The organism is Micromonospora sp. DT62, assembly GCF_049847285.1.
Taxonomy (GTDB): Bacteria; Actinomycetota; Actinomycetes; order Mycobacteriales; family Micromonosporaceae; genus Micromonospora; species Micromonospora reichwaldensis.
In genome coordinates this window covers 11,937-31,796 of the sequence record NZ_JBNCOB010000019.1, presented here as the reverse complement: position 1 = coordinate 31,796, position 19,860 = coordinate 11,937, and the positions used below count along the sequence as shown (strand labels likewise).

The 19,860-nt window shown below is 74.0% G+C and carries 16 protein-coding genes; 14 read left to right on the top strand and 2 right to left on the bottom strand.

Annotated elements, in window-relative coordinates; translation table 11 throughout:
• The first annotated feature begins 31 nt into the window (after window positions 1-31).
• The 3 genes from ACPXCB_RS22840 (at window position 32) to ACPXCB_RS22830 (ending at window position 3,799) form a co-directional block, all read left to right on the top strand.
• Window positions 32-2,026 carry a SpoIIE family protein phosphatase gene (locus ACPXCB_RS22840; protein WP_425877580.1) on the top strand — a complete coding sequence of 665 codons (1,995 nt, stop codon included), beginning with the start codon at window positions 32-34 and terminating at the stop codon, window positions 2,024-2,026.
• A 133-nt stretch (window positions 2,027-2,159) separates the two neighbouring features.
• Window positions 2,160-2,501 (top strand): YciI family protein, encoded by a 342-nt coding sequence (locus ACPXCB_RS22835; protein WP_425877643.1) that lies wholly within the window; start codon window positions 2,160-2,162, stop codon window positions 2,499-2,501.
• Between the two features lie 5 nt (window positions 2,502-2,506).
• Window positions 2,507-3,799, top strand: a complete 1,293-nt coding sequence (locus tag ACPXCB_RS22830; protein WP_425877579.1) for an RNA polymerase sigma factor — start codon at window positions 2,507-2,509, stop codon at window positions 3,797-3,799.
• A 74-nt stretch (window positions 3,800-3,873) separates the two neighbouring features.
• Here ACPXCB_RS22830 and ACPXCB_RS22825 read toward each other — a convergent pair whose 3' ends face one another.
• Window positions 3,874-4,812 carry a MaoC/PaaZ C-terminal domain-containing protein gene (locus tag ACPXCB_RS22825; RefSeq protein ID WP_425877578.1) on the bottom strand — a complete coding sequence of 313 codons (939 nt, stop codon included), beginning with the start codon at window positions 4,810-4,812 and terminating at the stop codon, window positions 3,874-3,876.
• Between the two features lie 180 nt (window positions 4,813-4,992).
• On the opposite strand from ACPXCB_RS22825, the gene ACPXCB_RS22820 reads away from it, so the two are divergent.
• Genes ACPXCB_RS22820 through ACPXCB_RS22785 form a run of 8 tightly spaced genes read left to right on the top strand, consistent with a single transcriptional unit; the run spans window position 4,993 to window position 15,027 of the window.
• Window positions 4,993-5,949, top strand: coding sequence for an ABC transporter substrate-binding protein (locus tag ACPXCB_RS22820; protein ID WP_425877642.1), 957 nt, complete (start codon window positions 4,993-4,995; stop codon window positions 5,947-5,949).
• Window positions 5,946-6,830, top strand: coding sequence for an ABC transporter ATP-binding protein (locus ACPXCB_RS22815; RefSeq protein WP_425877577.1), 885 nt, complete (start codon window positions 5,946-5,948; stop codon window positions 6,828-6,830). The genes ACPXCB_RS22820 and ACPXCB_RS22815 overlap by 4 nt, the downstream gene beginning before the upstream one ends.
• Window positions 6,827-7,654 carry an ABC transporter permease gene (locus ACPXCB_RS22810; RefSeq protein ID WP_425877576.1) on the top strand — a complete coding sequence of 276 codons (828 nt, stop codon included), beginning with the start codon at window positions 6,827-6,829 and terminating at the stop codon, window positions 7,652-7,654. The genes ACPXCB_RS22815 and ACPXCB_RS22810 overlap by 4 nt, the downstream gene beginning before the upstream one ends.
• Before the next feature lie 50 nt (window positions 7,655-7,704).
• Entirely contained in the window at window positions 7,705-9,714 is a 2,010-nt protein-coding gene (locus tag ACPXCB_RS22805; RefSeq protein WP_425877575.1) for a hydantoinase/oxoprolinase family protein, read from the top strand.
• A 3-nt stretch (window positions 9,715-9,717) separates the two neighbouring features.
• Entirely contained in the window at window positions 9,718-11,295 is a 1,578-nt protein-coding gene (locus tag ACPXCB_RS22800) for a class I adenylate-forming enzyme family protein (protein WP_425877574.1), read from the top strand.
• On the top strand, window positions 11,295-12,653 hold the full coding sequence (gene purB / locus ACPXCB_RS22795; RefSeq protein ID WP_425877573.1) for an adenylosuccinate lyase: 1,359 nt from the start codon (window positions 11,295-11,297) through the stop codon (window positions 12,651-12,653). The genes ACPXCB_RS22800 and purB overlap by 1 nt, the downstream gene beginning before the upstream one ends.
• Window positions 12,650-13,411 carry an enoyl-CoA hydratase/isomerase family protein gene (locus tag ACPXCB_RS22790; protein ID WP_425877572.1) on the top strand — a complete coding sequence of 254 codons (762 nt, stop codon included), beginning with the start codon at window positions 12,650-12,652 and terminating at the stop codon, window positions 13,409-13,411. The genes purB and ACPXCB_RS22790 overlap by 4 nt, the downstream gene beginning before the upstream one ends.
• Window positions 13,408-15,027 carry a thiamine pyrophosphate-binding protein gene (locus ACPXCB_RS22785; RefSeq protein ID WP_425877571.1) on the top strand — a complete coding sequence of 540 codons (1,620 nt, stop codon included), beginning with the start codon at window positions 13,408-13,410 and terminating at the stop codon, window positions 15,025-15,027. Before ACPXCB_RS22790 ends, ACPXCB_RS22785 begins: the two co-directional genes overlap by 4 nt.
• An 8-nt stretch (window positions 15,028-15,035) precedes the next feature.
• Here ACPXCB_RS22785 and ACPXCB_RS22780 read toward each other — a convergent pair whose 3' ends face one another.
• On the bottom strand, window positions 15,036-15,860 hold the full coding sequence (locus ACPXCB_RS22780; protein ID WP_425877570.1) for an IclR family transcriptional regulator: 825 nt from the start codon (window positions 15,858-15,860) through the stop codon (window positions 15,036-15,038).
• Window positions 15,861-16,027: 167 nt separating this feature from the next.
• On the opposite strand from ACPXCB_RS22780, the gene ACPXCB_RS22775 reads away from it, so the two are divergent.
• The 3 genes from ACPXCB_RS22775 to ACPXCB_RS22765 are packed head-to-tail and all read left to right on the top strand — an operon-like array spanning window position 16,028 to window position 19,858.
• Complete coding sequence (locus tag ACPXCB_RS22775; protein WP_425877569.1) at window positions 16,028-18,046, top strand: hydantoinase B/oxoprolinase family protein; 2,019 nt, start codon at window positions 16,028-16,030, stop codon at window positions 18,044-18,046.
• A complete protein-coding gene (locus ACPXCB_RS22770; RefSeq protein WP_132239083.1) occupies window positions 18,043-19,026 on the top strand; it encodes a tRNA U-34 5-methylaminomethyl-2-thiouridine biosynthesis protein in 984 nt (327 codons plus the stop codon). The genes ACPXCB_RS22775 and ACPXCB_RS22770 overlap by 4 nt, the downstream gene beginning before the upstream one ends.
• A complete protein-coding gene (locus ACPXCB_RS22765; RefSeq protein ID WP_425877568.1) occupies window positions 19,019-19,858 on the top strand; it encodes a 2-amino-5-chlorophenol 1,6-dioxygenase subunit alpha in 840 nt (279 codons plus the stop codon). The genes ACPXCB_RS22770 and ACPXCB_RS22765 overlap by 8 nt, the downstream gene beginning before the upstream one ends.
• The last annotated feature ends 2 nt before the right edge of the window (window positions 19,859-19,860 follow it).

Here is a 19,860-nt window from a genome sequence, read left to right as displayed (position 1 = left end):
TGCTGGTGGGCACGGGTGAGGGTGGGCGTCGGTGACCGCTCCGCATGCACGCTGGTCCTCCGGCGACCCGCAGGCGGTGCTCGACGGGTTCGAGCAGCTGCCCGGATTCGTGTGGATCTTCGAGGGGCCCGAGCTGCGGGTGGTGGCCGCGAACCCGGCGGTGCGCGCCGCCGTCGGCAACCGCAGCGGCCTGATCGGTGAGCCCTTCCGCCGGGCGGTGCCGGAACTCGCCGGCCAGCACATCTTCGAACTGCTCGACCAGGCCCTGCACGGCATCCGCTCGCACGGCTACGAGCAGCGCGTCCTGACCGACCGCAACGGCGACGGCACCCTGACGGAGGCCTTCTACACGTTCGACATGGCGCCGTGGCGCAACCCGGACGGCTCGGTGCGCGGGGTGATCGTGCAGGCCGTCGACGCCACCCCCGTGGTGACCGCCCGGCAGGCCGCCGAAGCCGCCGCCGCCGCCACCGCCGAACGGCGCTACCGGCAGGCCGCCGGTCTGGTCCTGGAACTGCAACGCAGCCTCCTGCCCGACGTGTTGCCCGTCCTGCCGCACGTCCAGGTCGCCGCCCACTACCTGGTCGCGAGCAGCGACCTCGTCGCCGGCGGGGACTGGTTCGACGTGGTTCCCCTGCCCGACGGGCGCCTCGCGCTGACCGTCGGCGACGTCGTCGGGCACGGCGCCACTGCCGCGGCGGCCATGGGCCAGCTCCGTACGGTCGCCCGCCAGGCGTTGCAGTCGGGCGGCGGCCTGCCGCAGGTGCTGGCGGTCCTGGACGACTTCGCGGCCCGCGCCCTCGCGACCCGGGCCGCCACCACCTGCCTCGCGGTGCTCGATCCCCGCAGCGGGGCGCTCGAAGCGGCCAGCCACGGGCACCCGGCGCCGCTGGTGGTGGGCGCCACCGGCGACAGCCGGTACCTGCCGCTGACGCCGGCGGGGCCACTGGGCACCGGAGCGGGACCCACCCCGGTGCACACCTGCCGGCTGCGGGCCGACGACGTCCTGCTGCTCTACACCGACGGCCTGATCGAGCGACCCCGGCAGAGCCTGCACGACGGCGCCCGCGCCCTGGCCGACGCCGCCGCGGCAGCCCGGCGGGCGACACTGAACGTGGCCACGACCGTCCCGCAGCGGCTGCCCGACCGGATCTGCACCCTGCTCACGGAACGTCTCGCCCTGGCCGGCGGTGGCTTCGGCGACGACACCACGCTCCTCGCCGTCCACCTCCTGCCGGAGCCCGTCGCACCCCTGCACCTGACGTTGACCGCCGACACGACGGCGCTGCGGCCGATGCGTCAGGTCATGGGCGGCTGGCTCGCCCGGATCGGCGCCAGCGGCCCGGACGCGAGCGACCTCCTCCACGCCACGGGGGAGGCCGCCACCAACGCCATCGACCACGCCTACCCGGGCGGCACGTCAGGGACGTTCACCGTGCACGGCGCCCTGGACGACCAGGGCGTCGTGCACGTCACCTGCACCGACCAGGGACGGTGGCGGCCACCGGCGCGCGACCCGGGCGGTCGCGGCCGTGGGCTGACGATGATCCGTGGCCTCGTCGACCGGGCGGAGGTCAGCCACACCGACGCCGGCACCACCGTCAGCATGCACCACCACATCGGCCAGGCCGCCAACGTCACCACCGCCGTCGCCGCGCAGGCGGCCGGCCCCCACAAGCAGGCCACCGTCGCCGAGGAGTTCGCGGCCGCCGTCATCGAGGCGCCGGCGGGCCGGACACTGCGGGTACAGGGGCCGGTGGACCTGGTCACCGGACCTCGGCTGCGCGCCGCGATCATGCAGGCCAGCCGCGGCGGCAGCCTCCCGCTGACCATCGACCTCACCCCGGTCACCCACCTGAGCAGCACCGGCGTACGGGTGCTGCACGAGGTCGCCCGGATCCTCGCGCACCTGCGCGTCACCGCCACCCCGCAGAGCCCTGCCCACGCCGTGCTGGAACTGACCGGGCTGGGTCACCTCCTGCCGGAGGCCCCCGCGAACGGCAGCGACGACGGCTTCCACCGGTAGCCGGAGCCGAATCGGGAAAGAAACTTCGGGCGGGCTGTCCAATCGGCCGTCCCCCGTCCGTAGTGATGTCGTACGGCGTCGCCCGGTACGGCAGCGGCGACGCGACACTGAGGGGAGTCGGATCGTGAAGTACATGTTGCTCATCAACGCGGGTGCGGTCGGCGAGGACGGCGGGGCCGCCGGCTGCGACGTCAGCGACTGGATGGCGTACGACAAGCAGGTGCGCGAGGCGGGGATCCTGGTCTCCGGCGAGTCGCTGGCGGACCTGGTCACCGCCACCACCGTGCGGGTCGGCGAGGACGGCAGGCGGACCGTCACGGACGGGCCGTTCGCCGAGACCCGCGAGATCCTCGGCGGCTTCTACGTGATCGACGTGCCGGACCTCGACGTCGCGCTCGACTGGGCGGCGCGCTGCCCCGGCGCGCGCGGGAACGGCGCCGTCGTCGTCCGGCCGGTCGCCGAGTTCGGGGGCTGAGCGCGGTGGGCGGAGCGCCCGCCGACACCGGGGGGACGGACGAGGCGCCGACGGCGGTCGTGGAGGCCGTGTTCCGTGAGGAACGCGGCCGGCTGCTGGCGGCCCTCGTCCGCCGCTTCGGCGACCTGGACCTGGCCGAGGAGGTCACCTCCGAGGCCGTCGAGGCGGCGCTGACGCGCTGGCCGGTCGACGGCGTTCCGCCCAGGCCCGGCGCCTGGCTGATGACCACCGCGCGCCGCCGGGCGGTCGACCGGCTGCGCCGGGACCAAGCCCTCGCCGCGCGGCTGGCCATCCTCCAGGCGGAGGCGGACCGGGCGGAGCCCGCCCCCGCCCCGATGCCGGGTGGTGAGCTGCCGGACGAGCGGCTGCAGCTCTTCTTCACCTGCGCGCACCCGGCGCTCGCGGCCGAGGACCACGGGGCGCTGACCCTGCGTTACCTGGCGGGCCTGACCACGCCCGAGGTGGCCCGCGCCTTCCTGGTGCCGACGGCGACGATGGCCAAGCGGATCACCCGGGCGAAGAAGAAGATCCACGAGGCCCGGATCCCGTTCCGCGTGCCCGGGGCGCAGGAGTTGCCGCAGCGGCTGCCGGGTGTGCTCCAGGCGGTGTATTCGATCTTCACGGAGGGCTACGCGGCCAGCGAGGGCCCGCGCCTGCAGCGGCTCGACCTCGCCGAGGAGGCCATCCGGCTGGCCCGGATCCTGCGCCGGCTGCTGCCCGCCGGGCGGGAGGTCGCCGGGCTGCTCGCGCTCATGCTGCTGATCCACGCCCGCCGCGACGCCCGTACCGGCCCGGACGACGAGCTGGTGCTGCTCGACGAGCAGGACCGTGGTCGCTGGGACCGCCGCATGATCGCTGAGGGCCTCGACCTGGTGCCCGTCGCGCTGGCCGGCGGCCCGCCCGGCCCGTACGGCGTGCAGGCCGCGATCGCCGCCCTGCACGTCGAGGCGGCGGACCTCGCCACCACCGACTGGCCGCAGATCGTCGCGCTCTACGACGTGCTGCTCGCCCTCGCGCCGTCCCCGGTCGTCGCGCTGAACCGGGCCGCGGCGGTGGCGATGCGCGACGGCCCGGAGGCGGGCCTGGCGCTGCTGGACGAGCTGGCCGACGAGCCGCTGCTGCGGGGCCACCACCCCTACCCGGCCGCCCGGGCCGATCTGCTGCACCGCCTCGGCCGGCACGCCGACGCCGCCGAGGCGTACCGGGAGGCGCTCGGCCTGGCCGGCACCGAACCCGAACGGGCCCTGCTGCGCCGCAGGCTGGACGCGATCGAACGGCTCCGCGCGCCGGGCACGTGACGGCGTGACCGCCGACCGGGGTGGGGCGGGCCCGTAGGACCCGGCGCGCTACCGGAGGACGGACAGGCGGGTGGTCACCGGGCGGAGACCGCCAGCACGCCCCGGTCCAGGACGACCCGTCCGGGCCCGTCGGTGGCGCGGAAGACCACGCCGTACGGGCGCCGCCAGGCGTGCACCGTCAGGGTGTCGCCCGGGTGCAGCGGGGCGGCGAAGCGGACGCGGACGTGCCGGACGCGGGTCGGGTCGTCACCGACGAGGGGCAGCAGGAGCCGGCCGGCGAAGCCGAAGGCGCACAGGCCGTGCAGGATCGGGCGGGGCAGCCCGGCCCGGCCGGCGACGGCCGGATCGGAGTGCAGCGGGTTGCGGTCCCCGCTGAGCCGGTAGAGCAGCGCCTGGTCCGGGCGGAGGGTGGCGACGATCCGGTGCTCGGGCGGGTCGGCCGGCGGCTGCCAGCGGGCGGGCCGGGCGCGGCGCCCGCCGAATCCGCCGGCGCCGATGACGAACATGGCCCGGCGTACGGTGCCGACGAGCGTGCCCGCCGGGTCGTGGAGCCGGGAGACGTGCTCGACCAGGGCGCCGCTGCCCTGGTCGTGCAGGGCGGTGACGGCGGCGGTGGTGTGCACCCGCCCGGCCGGTGACAGCGGGCGGAACAGGGTCAGCGCCTCCTCCGCGTGCCGGATCGCGGTGAGTTCGCCCAGGGGCGGCGGGTCGGCGGCGAGCACGCTGGCGAAGGTCGGCAGCACCCGCTGCGGGTGGCCGGTGGAGTTCTCGGTGGTGAAGCGGAGCTCCGCCGCCGGGTCGCGTTGTCCCGCGCCGACCCCGAGGGCGTACAGGATCGTCTCGGTCGGGGTCCAGGCCCGCTCCAGCGAGGTGCGCAGTCCGACGAGCGCCGGCGCGACGACCCGACCGCCTACGGCGGATCCTTGACTACGCAGAGTGGTTGACTCGGTCGCTTCGGCCGTGGGCGGCGGCTGGGTCCGGGCGGCATGGGCCCCTTTGTCCTGCGTGTTCATCGGACTCCCGGTTTGTGGTCGCGGATTCGACCCGTCGGCTGGCGATGATCGACGGCTACTGTCTGTTGCAGGAAGGTGAGGCCGAATCTCTTGACTGCGCCCACCGTCCGGCAGTAGCGTCCCATATTAAGCAACGGTAACCATAATATGAGCCGCTAGGTATCTGGGGTAGCCATGAGAATGCGAGCATTGCGCGCTGCGGTAGCAGCCCTGCTGGTGACCGCCGCCGTTGCGGCATGCGCGGAGAACCAGACCCCGACCGAGTCCGGTGGCGGCGAGGCGGCCCCGTCGGCGGCGGTCAACTTCGGCGTCGGCGTCGACCCGGCGTACTCCCCGATCTACCTCGCCGACCAGGAGAAGCTGTTCCAGGCCAACGGCCTGAACGTCACCGTCACCCAGTTCCAGGAGGGCACCGGTGGCCTCGACGCGATCCTGGCCAAGCAGGGCCAGGTCACGGCCAGCACCGAGTCGAGCCTGCTGAACCGGGCCACCCGGGGTGACATCAAGGGCCTGGCCGTCTTCTCGCAGTCGCCCAGCTTCATCAAGCTCGTGGCGCGTTCCGGCATCAGCGACGTGTCGGGCATCAAGAAGTACGGCGTCGTCCCCGGCACCGTCAACGAGTACGCCACCAACAAGGTCCTCGCGGCGCGCGGCATCAGCCGGGAGTCCGTCGAGTTCGTCAACGCCTCGCCCGCCGAGATGCCGGCCCTGCTGCAACGCGGCGACGTGGACGGCTACATCATGTGGGAGCCGTGGCCGTCTCGCGGCGTCGCCAACGGCGGCAAGGTCCTGCTGACCAGCGGCGACATCGGCTACGTCTACAACCTGGTGATCGGGGTCGACGGCGCCTGGTACGAGGCCAACAAGGAGACCGCCAAGAAGGTCGTCCAGACCATCGGCCAGGCGTGCGAGCAGCTCACGAAGGACCCGGCCAAGGCGGGCACGGTCACCGAGAAGGCCATCAAGGTGCCGGCGAAGGAGGCCCAGACGCTGCTGGAGGGCGTCCAGTGCCAGGTCCGCGACTTCACCGACGACGACCTCAAGCGCTACGGCGAGATCGCCCAGTTCCAGCAGGACAGCAAGATCGTCAAGCAGAAGGCGGACCCGGCGACCGTCATGGTCAAGGGGGTGGCGTGACAGTCGACGGCACCGCACCCGCCACGACCTTCGCCGGCCGACCCGCCAGCCGCGCCGGCTCCCCGATCCGCATCAGCGACGTCGACATCCGCTTCGGCGAGTTCGTCGCCGTCAGCGGCGCGAGCCTCGACATCGCCGCCGGTGAACTCGTCTGCCTGCTCGGTCCGAGTGGCTGCGGCAAGTCCACGCTGCTCAACGCGGTCGCCGGCTTCGTCCGGCCGGCGGCCGGCGAGGTGACCTGCGGCGGCGAGCCGGTGACCGGGCCCGACGTGTCGCGGGGCGTGGTCTTCCAGAGCGCCGAGGCGCTGTTCCCCTGGCTGACCGTACGCCAGAACGTCGCCTTCGGGCCGCAGATGCGCGGCGTGCCGAAGGCCCAGCGCGACGCCGTCGTCGAGCGGTACCTGGCGATGGTCGGCCTCGCGCACAGCGCCGAGCGGTTCCCCGAGCAGCTCTCCGGCGGCATGCGCCAGCGGGCCCAGCTCGCCCGGGTCCTGGCCAACGACCCCTCGGTCGTGCTGATGGACGAGCCGTTCGGGGCGCTGGACGCCCAGACCCGGCTCGTGATGCAGGTCGAACTCGACCGGATCTGGCGCGAGACCGGCGCCACGATCGTCTTCGTCACCCACGACATCGGCGAGGCGATCCTGCTCGGCGACCGGATCGTCACGATGACGGCGGGACCGTCGGCGGCCATCAAGAAGGACTACCGCTGCGACCTGCCCCGCCCCCGCGACCTGACCGACCCGGCCTGCGCGGCGCTCTTCCGGGAGCTGCGCGAGGACATCGGCGCCGAGGTGGCCCGGACGCTGCGCGCACAGGGGCTCGACGACGGCCACGACGGGCGGCCCGGCGCGGGCGACGACCGGACGGAGGAGCGATGACCTTCGAGGCACCCACCGTTCCCGACCGCACCAGGGCGTCGGCGACGACCGGCCCCCGCCGCAACCGCTGGCCCCGGCTGACCCGCATCGGGCTGTCGGTCCTGTCGGTGCTGCTCGGCGTGCTGATCTGGGACCTGGTCAGCCGCAACTACACGGCCTTCTTCCTGCCCTCGCCGCGGCTCACCCTCGACGGCGCGGTCGAACTCGTCCGCGACGGGACGCTGTGGGACTCGGTCAGCGCGTCCTCGACCCGCATCCTCACCGGCTGGCTGCTCGGCGTGCTCGTCGGCGTGCCGATGGGTCTGCTGATGGGCTGCATCCCCTGGTTGCGGCTGATGCTCGACCCGTACATCCAGTTCTTCCGCTTCGTGCCGCCGATCGCCTTCGTCACCCTGGCCATCATCTGGCTCGGGCCGGGGGAGGCGTCGAAGGTGGCGCTGATCTTCTACACCACCGTCTTCATCGTCGCCCTCAACACCCTGGCCGGGGTGCTGTCGGTCAACGAGATCCGGATGCGGGCGGCCCGGGCGCTCGGCGCCGGCCCCGTACGCAGCCTCGTCTCGGTCGTGCTGCCGTCGACGGTGCCGCACGTGGTCACCGGAGCCCGGCTGGCGATGGGCAACTCGTTCCTGACGATCGTCTCCGCCGAGATCGTCGCCGCCCAGAGCGGCCTGGGATCGCTGATCTGGACGGCGCGGAACTACGCCAAGACGGAGTGGGTCTTCGTGGGCATCATCGCCCTGGGCCTGCTCGGCTACCTCTTCGACTGGATCCTGCGTCTGGTCACGGGACGGACCCTGCGCCGCTACGGCGTCAACTTCTAGCGGCCCGACCCGTCGCCGACGCCATCCACCCCCTATCCGAAAGGCTCGCCATGCTCTGCATCGGCGTCGACATCGGTGGCACCTTCACCGACGTCATCGTCTACGAGCCGGCCACCGCCCGGCTCGCCGAGGCCAAGACCCTGTCCACCCCGCACGATCCGGCGGCGGCGATCTTCGAGGGCCTCGCCAAGCTTGGTGTCAGCCTGGACACGGTCGACCGCTTCGTGCACGGCACCACCCGGGTGACCAACGCGCTGCTCGAAGGCTCCGGCGAGCCGGTGTCCGTCCTGGCCACCGAGGGCTTCCGGGACGTGCTGGAGATGGGCCTCGGGCACCGGCCCCGCCTCTACAGCGTCAAGGAGAGCGCCCGGCCGCCGCTCGTCGCGCGCCGGCACCGGCACGTGCTGCGCGAACGCATCGGCGCCGACGGCAGCGTCGTCCGACCGCTGGACACCGACGAGCTGGACGAGGCCCTCGACCGGGTGGCCGCCGCCGGTCCCCGGGCGGTGGCGGTCTGCCTGCTGCACTCGTACCGCAATCCCGCCCACGAGCGGGCCGCCGCGCGGCGGCTGGCGGAGCGGTACCCCGACCTGGTCTGCACCGTCTCCTCCGACGTGGTGCCGGAGCAGGGCGAGTACGAGCGGTTCGCCACCACCGTGCTCAACGCCAGCGTGCGGGCGACCGTCGCCGACTACCTGCGCGGACTGGGCGGCGCCCTCGCCGACAGCGGGTACGCCCACCCGTTGTCGATCATGACGAGCAGCGGCGGGGTCGTCTCCACCGAGGAGGCCGGGCGGCTGCCGATCAACCTCGCCCTCTCGGGGCCCGCCGGCGGGGTCGCGGCCACCGTGCACCTCGCCTCGATCGCCGGCTATCCCAACGTCATCACCTGCGACATCGGCGGCACCAGCACGGACGTCTGCCTGATCAAGAACGGCTCCCCGTTGATGACCAACGACGGGAAGATCGCCGGCTACCCGAACCGCACCTTCCAGGTCGAGATCAACACGATCGGCGCCGGCGGCGGCTCCATCGCCTGGCGCGACCGGGGCGGGGAACTGCGCGTCGGGCCGCGCAGCGCCGGATCGACCCCCGGCCCGGCCGCGTACGGCCGGGGCGGCACCGAGCCGACCACCACCGACGCGCACCTGCTCGTCGGCCACCTCGACCCGCGGGAGAGCCTGGGCGGGGAGGTGCCGCTCGACCCCGACGCGGCCCGCACCGCCCTGGCCGGGCTGGCCGGCCCGTTCGGTCTCGACGAGCTGGACCTGGCGCACGGCATCCTCACCCTCGCCACGGTCAAGATGACCAGCGCGATCAAGGAGATCTCCGTCGCCTGCGGGCACGACCCGCGCGACTTCGTGCTGATGCCCTTCGGCGGCGCCGGCCCGATGCACGCCACCGACCTCGCCGACGAGCTCGGCATCCGTCGGGTCCTGGTTCCGCCGGTGCCGGGCAACTTCTCCGCGCTCGGCTTCGTCACCGCCCAGGCCCGCCACGACTACGTCCGTACCGTGCTGGTGCCGGCCGACGACGACGGCCTGGCGGCCGTCCGGGCGGCCCTGGCCGACCTGCGCGACGCCGCCCTGGCGCAGCTCAAGGCCGAGGACGACGTGGAGCCCGACCAGGTCAGCTTCGGCCTGTCGGTCGGCATGCGGTTCCGGGGCCAGAGCTTCGACCTCGCCGTCGCCCTGCCCGAGCTGCCGGCCACCGCCGACGAGCTGGTGGCGGCCTTCCACGCCGCCTACGCCGAGCGGTACGCCTACACCCGCTCCGACCACCCCGCCGAGATCGTCAACTGCCGGCTCACCGCGTTCGGGCCCCGCCCGGCCGTCCGCTTCGCCGCCCCGACCGGCGGCCCGGCTCAGCCCGGCAGGACCCGCCTCTACCGCCCGGGCGGCTGGGTCGAGGCGACCGTGTGGCGCCGCGCCGACCTGGGGCCGGGCTGTGCCGTCGTCGGACCCGCCGTCGTACGCGAGAACGGCAGCACCACCGTCGTCGGCGGCGGATGGGCCGCCACGGTCGACGACCACGGAAACCTGCTGCTGACCAAGGAGTGATCCGTGATCCCGCCAGCCCTCGACCTCACCGTGCTGGAGCGCGCCGCGCGGCAGCCGGACCGCGCCCTGTACGTCTTCGACGATCCGGCCCGGCCGGTGACCACGGGGGAGTTCGCCGACCTCGCCGGCCGGGCCGCCGCCGTCCTGGCGGCCCAGGGCGTCGGCCGCGGCGACCGGATCGCGGTCTGGGCCGAGAACGGGCTGGCCTGGCTGGTGCTGCTGGCCGCCGCGGCCTGGCGGGGCGCCGCCCTGACCACCCTGCACCCCGGCCTCACCGGGCCCGAGCTGACCTCGGCGCTGGCCCGCAGCCGCCCCCGGCGCCTCTACGCCGCCGAGCGGGTCCGCGACCGGCACGGCCCGTCCACCGTCACGCGGGTCCTGGCGGCGCTGCCGCCCGGCGAGCGCCCGGACGGCTGGCACGTCCTCGACGCGGACCTGGGACACGCGGGGCTGGCCCGGCTGCCCGGCTGGGACGGCCCGGTTCCCGCACCCGTGGGTGATCCCGACGCCGCCTGCAACATCCAGTTCACCTCGGGCTCCACCGGCCCGGCCAAGATGGTGTCGCTGAGCGCCGGCAACCTGCTGGCCAACGCGGCCTGGACGGCCGAGGCGGCGGGGCTGCGCGCCGACGACCGGATCGCCTCGCCGCTGCCCCTGGCCCACGCGGCGGGGCTCGGCAGCGGGGCGATGCTGGCGCTGGTGACGGGCGCGCTGTGGGTCTCCACCCGCCGGTTCCGCACCGAGCCGGTCCTCGACCAGATCCAGCAGCACGCGTGCACGGTGGTGCAGGCCGTGCCCACCATGGCGTCGATGCTCTCCGACCGCGTCGAGCGGGACCCCGGACGCTGGGACCTGTCGTCGCTGCGGGTCGGCTTCCTCGGCGGCGCCACGTGCACCCCGGCGTTGCTCACCCGCACCCGACGGGTGCTCGGCCTCGACCGGGTGGCGGTCGTCTACGGCCAGACCGAGGCCGGCCCGACGATCAGCCTGGACCCCGGCGACGGGACCTGCGGCGCGCCCGGTGACACCGTCGGCCGCGTCCTGCCGGCCCTTCAGGCCACCGTGGTCGACCCCGCCACCCGCGCCCCGCTGCCCACCGGGCAGGTCGGGGAGCTGCTGGTACGCGGCAGCTCGGTCACCCGCGGCTACGCCGACGACCCGTTCACCACCGCCGCCACGATCACCAGCGACGGCTGGCTGCGCACCGGCGACCTGGGCGCGCTGACCGACGAACGGGTCCTCACCCTGGCCGGTCGGATCAAGGAACTGATCATCCGCGGCGGCGAGAACGTCCACCCCGCCGAGGTCGAGGCGGTGCTCGCCGACGACCCGGCCGTGGCCCGGGTGTGCGTCCTCGGCGTGCCGTCACCCCGCTGGGGGGAGGAGGTCGCGGCCCTGGTCGTGACCGTCCCCGGTAAGCACTGCGACGTCAACCGGCTCACCCGCACCGCCACCGAACGGCTGGCCCGGCACAAGGTGCCGACCCTGATCCGTACCGTCGCCGACCTGCCGCTGCTGCCGTCCGGGAAGGTCGACCGGCGGGCCGCCCGGGAACTGCTCGTCGCGGAGGGGGAACGCTGATGCAACTCGGATCGTGCTTCCTGGACTCGCTGACCGTCACCAGCTTCTTCGGCAACGCCGAGATGCGCGGGGTCTTCAACGACCGGCAGCTCATGCAGTCCTGGCTCGACGTCGAGGCCGCCCTCGCCCGGGGCCAGGCGAAGCTGGGCATCATCCCGTCCGCCGCCGCGCAGGCGATCACCGAGGCCGCCCGCGTCGAGCGGCTCGATACCGCGATGCTCGCCGCCGACGCCGCCGACACCGTGCACCCGCTGGTGCCGCTGGTGCGGGCGCTCACCGCCGCCTGCCCCGGCGACGCCGGCCGCTACGTCCACCTCGGCGCCACCACCCAGGACGTGATGGACACCGGCTTCGTCCTACGGGCCCGCGACGGCCTGGACATCGTGCAACGGCAGGTCGACGAGCTGGTCCGCGCGCTGCGGCGGCTCGCGCTGCGCCACCGCGCCACCCCGATGGCCGCCCGCACCCACGGGCAGCAGGCGCTGCCGACGACGTTCGGCCTGCGCTGCGCGGTGTGGCAGGACGAGCTGCAACGCCACCGCGTCCGGCTGCGGCAACTGCGCCAGCGGCTGCTGGTGACCAGCATGGGCGGCGCGGCCGGCACGATGGCCGGCTACGGCGCGCAGGCGTTCGCGCTGGAGCAGGCGGTCGCCGCCGACCTGGGGCTCGGCGTCGCCGACACCCCCTGGCACGCCACCCAGGACCGCTTCGCCGAGTGCCTGATGGTCTTCGGCCTCGTCGCGGCCAGCGCCGAGAAGCTGGCCCGGGAGGTCTACTTCCTCGGCCGCACCGAGGTCGGCGAGGCGTACGAGTCGCAGCGTTCCACCCAGGTCGGCAGCAGCACGATGCCCCACAAGCGCAACCCGATCCGCTGCGAGGCGGTGATCGCCGCCGCCGGCACCCTGCGGGCCCAGGTGCCCCTGGCGTTGCAGACCATGGTCGCCCAGGACGACCGGGACATGGGCGTCGGGATGACGCTGTGGAAGCTGCTGCCGGAGTGCTTCATCCTGCTCGGCGGCGCGATGCAGCGACTCGTCGACGTCTTCGGTGACCTCGGCGTCAATCCCGACCGGATGCGCGCCAACCTCGACCTCACCGGCGGGCTCGTGCTCTCCGAGGCGGTGATGCTGCGCCTGGCCGGTCCGCTCGGCCGGGAGCAGGCCCACCACCTGGTCATGCGGATCGTCCGCGACAGCCTCGATGCGGGCCGCCCGTTCGCGGAGACGTTGCGCGCCGACCCGCAGGTGACCGCCGCCCTGCCCGCGGCGGAACTCGCCGGCCTGCTGGACCCGCTGTCGTACGTCGGCCACGCCGCCGCGCTGGTCGACCGCGCCCTACTGAACTCGGAGTCGCCATGACCGCCGCACACCATGCCGACGAGTCCGTGCTGCTGCACCGCGACGGCCGGCTGGCCCGGGTGACGCTGAACCGGCCCGCCCGGCGCAACAGCTTCGACCTGGCGATGCTCGCCCGCTTCGAGGACGTGCTGCACGAGCTGTCCCGCGACGAGGGGACCGAGGTGGTCGTGCTCACCGGCGCCGGCACCGCGTTCTGCGCCGGCACCGACCTGCACGAGCTGGCCACCCTCGACGCCCGCGCCACGATGTCGGTGCAGCGCCGCACCGCCGAGCTGGTCGAACGCTGGTACCGGCTGGAGCAGAGCACCGTCGCGGCGTTCAACGGGCCGGCCATCGGCTCCGGCGCGGTGCTCGGCCTGGCCAGCGACCTGCGGGTGGCCGCCGACACCTGCTTCGCGACCTTCCCGGAGGTGGGCTTCGGCATCCCGTTGACCTGGAGCGGCATGGCGATCCTCGCCGACCTCGTCGGCGCCGACCTGGCCAAGCGCTGGCTGCTGCTCGGCGACCGGATCCCCGCCGAGGAGCTGCGCGACCTGCGGCTGGTGACCGAGGTGGTGCCGCCGGGGCGGCTCGCCGACGCCGCGACCGGGATCGCCGACCGGCTGCTCGCCACCTCCGCCGTCGGCCGGTCGATGACCAAGCGGGCCGCCCGCCTGGCCGGGCCCCGCTTCGAGGCCGCCGCCAACGACTCCTACCTCGGCGCGTTGAGCGTGGCGCTGCGCCCCGCCGGCGACTACCTCGCCCGGGACCCCCGGTGAGGGCCGGCGAGGCGATCGCCGACGCCATCGTGGCGCACGGGGTCGACACGATCTTCGGGCTGCTCGGTGACGCCAACATGTTCCTGGTCGCGGACCTGGTGCAGCGCCACGGCGTCCGGTTCGTGGCCGCCCGCAACGAGAACGCCGCGGTGATGATGGCCGACGGCTGGGCCCGCGCCACCGGCCGGTGCGGGGTCGTCACCGTGACCCAGGGCCCCGGCCTGGCGGTCGCCGGCGCCGCGCTGACCATCGCCCGGCAGGCCGGCACGCCGCTGGTCCTGATCGCCGGCGACACCCCGCCCGGCGACCCGCTGCACGTGCAGAGCTTCCCGCAGCAGCCGTTCGCGCTGGCCACCGCCGGGGCGTTCGTGCCCGTGACGGCGCCGGCCACCGCCGCCCGCGACGTCGGCCTGGCGTTCCGGGCCGCCGCCGAACGGCCCGGCCCCGTCGTCCTCGACGTCCCCATCGACCTGCAGGACGAGCCGGTGCCGGCCGGTGCCGCGCCCGCGCCGGCCGTCGTCGCGTACCGGCCCGCGTCGCCGGCGCCGACCGACGCGGCGGTCGCCGAGCTGGTCGGCCTGCTGGCCGCCGCCCGCCGCCCGGTGCTGCTGGCCGGGCGGGGCGCCGAGGCGGCGGCCGACGACGTACGCCGGCTCGCCGACTGGTGCGGCGCGGTGCTGGCCACCACCGTGCTGGCCGCCGGGCTCTTCGCCGGCCACCCGTACCACCTGGGGGTGGCTGGCGGACTGGCCCGCCCGCTGACCCGGCGGGTGCTGGCCGAGGCGGACCTGGTGGTCACCCTCGGTGCGGGACTCAACCGGTGGACGGCCGACCACGGCGCGCTCTTTCCCGGGGCGCGGGTGGTCGCGGTCGACGTCGACGCCCGGGCGCTGGGCGCGCGGTGGCCCGTCGACCTGGGGATCGTCGGGGACGCGGCGGTCACCGCGCGGGCCGTGACGGCGCGGCTCGACCCGCGTGAGCGCCCGGAGTGGCGCAGCCCTGCCCTGGCCGCGCAGATCGCCGCGGCCGACCCGTTCGACGGCATCGCGTTTGTCGAGGGCGCGGCGGGCATCGACCCCCGGGCGTTCATGCGGATCTGCGCCCGGCGGCTGCCGGCCCACCGCACCACGGTGGTCGGGGTGGGGCAGTTCGGCGGCTGGCCGAACCTGCTGCTCGACTCGTCCGCCGTGGACCGCGCGTTCATCGCGCCCTGGGAGTTCGGCAGCATCGGCGTCGGCCTGCCGTACGCCGTCGGCGCCGGGGTGGGCCGCCCGGACCGGCCGGTCGTCGCCTTCGAGGGCGACGGCAGTCTGCTCACCGGCCTCGGTGAGCTGGACACGCTGGCCCGGGTCGGTGCGCCCGTGCTGCTGGTGGTCATCGACGACGGCGGCTACGGCGCGGAGGTGCGCAAGTTCGGCCCGCGCGGCGTCGACCCGGCGTTGGCCCGGTTCCCGGCCCGGGACCTGGCCGCCGTGGCCCGGTCCCTGGGCGTACCGGCCTGGACGGTCACCGACCAGGCCGGCGCGGAGGCGGCGTTCGACGAGGTGCTGCCGGTGACCGGGCCGGGGGTGCTGCACGTGCGGGTCCTGCCCGAGGTCACCCAGGAGCGTTTCTGACGGTGCGGTCAGTCGCCCCACCGGTCGCCGAAGCCGTGGCCGAGCTGCCGGGACAGCTCGGCGGCGGTACGGCAGGCGGCGTCGGCGAGTTCGCGGGTGCGGGTGTCGTCCAGGCGGAAGATCGGCCCGGAGATGCTGATCGCGGCGGTGACCCGGTCGTGCCGGTCGCGTACCGGGGCGGCCACCACCCGCAGCCCGTGCTCGCTCTCCTGGTCGTTGAGGGCCCAGCCCTGCTGCCGCACGGTGGCCATGTGCGCCACGAAGGTGTCCAGGTCGGTGATGGTGTTGCTGGTCAGCGCCCTGAGCGGCACGGTGGCGAGCAGGGCGCGCAGGGCGTCGTCGTCGTGGTCGACGAGCAGCGCCTTGCCGGCCGCGCTGCACCACAGCGGGATGCGCCGGCCGAGGCGGCTGACGAGCTGCACGTTGCGGCTGCCCTGCACGACGTAGAGCGAGATGGCGTCGGCGCCCTCCAGGACGGCGAGGTTGACGCTCTCGCCCTCGTGCTCGGCGAGCTGGTGCAGCAGGGGACGGGCCAGCGCGTGCAGGTCGATGCCGGCGAGGAAGCGGGCGCCCAGCTCGAAGACGGCGACGCCGAGGCGGTAGGTGCCGTTCTCCTCGTTGCGTTGCAGGAAGCCGGCGTCGGCCAGCGCGCGGAACAGCCGGCTGGCCGTGGACTTGTGCAGGCCGAGTTCGCGGCTGACGTCGCTGACCTTGCGCTCGACGGCGTCACCCCGGAAGGCCAGCAGGACGCCCAGGGCGCGGTCCAGCGCCTGGGTGCCCGACTCGCGTGGGGCGACGCCCTCGTCGGGCGTCGGGTCAGTGGCGTACGACATCTTGCTTCCCTGCCTTTCCGGCTGCTAGGTTTCATAATATAACTCTAGGACCACATGATGGTCCACTCTACGGTGGTTCAACCCACGGTGGTCCACTCGCCCTGACCAGTCCAGGTCCACTCCGGCGGCAGATACGGACCGACACCGGAAATCAGTGAGGCATCCGCATGACTGTGAATCCGATCGACCTGGAAGTCGTCACCGAGAGTCTCATCTCGATCGTCCGCGAGATGCGACAGACGATCTTCCGTACCGCGCACTCGCCGGTGATCGCCGACGCCCAGGACTTCTCCTGCGCACTCTTCGACCCCTCCGGGCAGATGGTCGCCCAGGGCCGGGACATGCCGGGACACGTCATCGCCATGCCCGCCTCGGTGGCCGAGATCTTCGCCGACTTCGCCGCCGAGATGCGCCCCGGAGACCTCTACATCGTCAACGACCCGTACCGGGGCGGCAGCCACCTCAACGACGTCACCCTGATCAGCCCGGTCTTCGTCGACGGGCAGCTGTTCCTCTTCCCCTGCGTCCGGATGCACTGGGCCGACATCGGCGGCATGACCCCCGGCAGCGTGTCCGGCCAGGCCACCGAGATCCTCCAGGAGGGGCTGCGGATCCCGCCGATCAAGCTGATCGAGGAGGGCCGTCCCAACCGGGCCGCCTTCGACATCCTCTTCGCCAACGTCCGGATGGCCGAGGAACGCCGCGGCGACCTCGAATCCAGCATCGCCGCGTGCCACACCGCGCAGAGACGGCTGAAGGAGCTCGTCGACCGCTGGGGCACCGGGCTGATCCTCGACTGCGTCGCGGCCAACATGGACCGCACCGAGCAGCGGCTGCGCGACATGATCCGGTCGCTGCCCGACGGCACCTACCGGTACGAGGACTACCTCGACCTCTACACCGACGGCGACTACGACGCCGCGATCGTGCGCTGCCGGCTGACCGTCGACGGCGACGAGATCGAAGCCGACTTCCGGGGCTCCTCCACCCAGGTCGCCGCCGTGGTCAACTCGTCGCGGGCGATGACCGTCGCCGGGGTGTTCATCGCCGTCAAGTCCGCCCTCGACCCCGGTGGGCTGGTCAACCACGGCGCGTTCCGGCCCCTGCGGGTGCACACCGAGCCCGGCACGGTGGTGCACGTCAGCTACCCCGCCCCGGCCAACGCCCACAGCGAGGTCCGCAAGCGGGTCATCTCCGCGGTGATGGCCGCGTTGAGCCAGGTGGCACCCGACCTCATCGCCGCCGACCAGTTCGGCACCACCTTCCAGAACCTCATCGGCGGCGTGGACGAGCACACCGGCCAGCCCTACCTCTACTACGACTACCCGGCCGGCGGCAACGGCGGCTTCCTCGAATCCGACGGCCCCAGCGCGATGAACCCGGTCGACCTCGGCGACATCTCCACCATCCAGTCCGTCGAGCGGCTGGAGACCGAGATCCCGATCCTGGTCGAGGCCTGCGAGCTGCGCGCTGGCTCCTGCGGCGACGGTACGCACCGGGGCGGCCTCGGCAGCCGGCGGGAGACCAGGCTGCTGGCCAGCGGCGGGGCGTACTCGGTGCAGACCGACCGCACCACCGTCCCCCCGTACGGGCTGCGCCACGGCGGCCCGGGCGCGCCGACGGTCACCCACCTGCGCCGCGCCGACGGCCGACGCGTCGACTTCGACACCCCCGGCAAGATCGCCGGCTTCCCCATGCGGGCCGGGGACGTGCTGGTCATGGAGTCCGCCGGCGGCGGCGGCTGGGGCGACCCGCTGGACCGCGCGCCCGACGCCGTCGCCGAGGACGTCCGGCAGGACTACCTGACCGGCGAGGAGGCCCGCCAGCGCTACGGCGTGGTCCTCGACGGCGCCGGCGAGGCAGACCGCGCCGCCACCGCCGACCTGCGGCAGCGGCTGCGCGACGAGCGGAGCTGGCTGCGCCTCACCACCACCGACCGGCCCGCCTACACCGGCCGGCGCGGCCAGCGCCGGCTGGCCTACGTCGCGCCCGGCAGCGGCCTGGCCGAGGAGAGCCTCGTCGAACTGCACGGCGTGCACCCGGCACCACTGCGGGCCTGGCTGCGGCACGACACCGCGCTCGCCGCCGACGAGATAGCCCTCGACGACGACGGGATGCAGATCCTCGGCGGCACCGCCGAGCACCGCGCGTACGTGCGCGTCCTCACCGGGGAGGGGCGGTCGTGAGCAGGGTCTTCCGGGTGCCGGTGGCGACCACCAGGCCCCGCACCGGTGGCGGCGCCGGCAACGCCCCGGCCCCGCAGGCCGCCCCGGCCCGCGCCGGCATCGTCGCCGGCTGCCTCAGCCCACATCCGCCCCACCTGATCTACGCGGAGAACCCGCCGCAGAACGAGCCCCGCTCCACCGGCGGCTGGGAGACGCTGCGCTGGGCCTACGAACGGCTGCGCAAGCGCATCCAGGAGGTGCACCGACCCGACGTGCTGATCGTGCACGCCCCGCACTGGATCACGATGGTCGGCCACCACGTCAACTGCGCGCCCAACCCGCGCGGCATCTCCGTCGAGCCGATCTTCCCGCACCTCTTCCGGTACCGCTACGACTTCCGCACCGACGTCGAGCTCGGCGAGGCCATCGTCGAGGAGGCCAGCGGCCTCGGCCTCGTCACCCGCGCGATGCGCGACCCCCGGGTACGCGTCGACTACGCCACCATCGGCGCCCTGCACCTGGCCAACCCCGCCTGGGACATCCCCGTGGTGTCCCTGTCGGCGAACAACAACCCGTACTTCTACTCCGACGCGGCGCTGGAGGAGATGGAGGTGCTCGGCGAGGCCACCCGCCGCGCCGTCGAGGCCACCGGCCGCCGCGCCGTGCTGCTCGCCTCCAACTCCCTGTCGCACCTGCACTGGCACGAGGAGCCGGCACTGCCGGAGGACATGGAACGCGAACACCCGTACAACAACCACCAGTACCGGTGGGACATGAAGCTGCTCGAAGCGATCCGCCGGGGACCGACCGCCCCGCTGCGGGAACTCATCACCGAACACATCGAGGCGACCGCGTCGGAGACGAAGGCCGGCAGCCTCACCTGGCTGCTCGCCGCGATGGGCTGGCCCAAGGTCGCCGGAGACGTGCTTGGCTACGGCACGATCATCGGCACCGGCAACGCCGTCGTCGAGTGGCTGCCCGAGGGGAGCCCCCATGGCTGACTGGACCGGAATCGTCGCCGGCGCACTCCTGCCCGGCATGCCCCACCTGCTCGCGAAGGAACCCGCACCGAGCTGGGCGGCACTGGCCTCGGCCGCCCGCGACGTGGGCGAGCGCCTGCGTCGGCTGGAGCCTGACGTCGTCCTGCTGCTGTCCACCCAGTGGTTCACCGTCCTCGGCCACCAGTTCCAGTGCGACCCCAACCCGCGCGGCGAACACGTCGACGAGAACTGGTACGCCTACGACTACGGCCTGCTCCGCTACGACCTGCGCTTCGACGTGGAGTTCAGCGAGCGGTGGGCCGACCGGGTGCAGGCCGACGGCAAGCAGGCGCGCCGCACCCGCTACGAGGGCTTCCCCATCGACGCCGGCACCATCGTCACCTCCGCGCTGCTCGACCCGGAGCGCAAGCTGCGCTGGGCGCAGGTCTCCTGCAACCTGTACGCCGACGCCGACACCCTCGCCGACGTCGGCCGGGCCGGTGCCGCCGCCGCCCGCGACGCCGGAGTACGCGCCGCCGTCGTCGTGGTGAGCGGCCTGTCCTCCGGACTGATCCAGCAGTGGATCGAACCCGGCCAGGACCACATCGGCACACCCGCGCACGACCAGTGGAACACCCGCGTACTCGACCTGCTCACCGCCGGCAAGGTCGACGAGGCGCTCGCGATCCGCGAGGACTACGCCCGGCAGGCCCAGGCGGACAGCCAGTTCCGGGCCCTCGCCTTCGCCGCCGGCACCGGCGCCGCCAGCGGCCCGGCACAGCTGCACTCGTACGGCCCGATCTGGGGCACCGGCGCCGCCGTCCTGTCCTGGAACCTGCCCGAGCGTCCCTGACC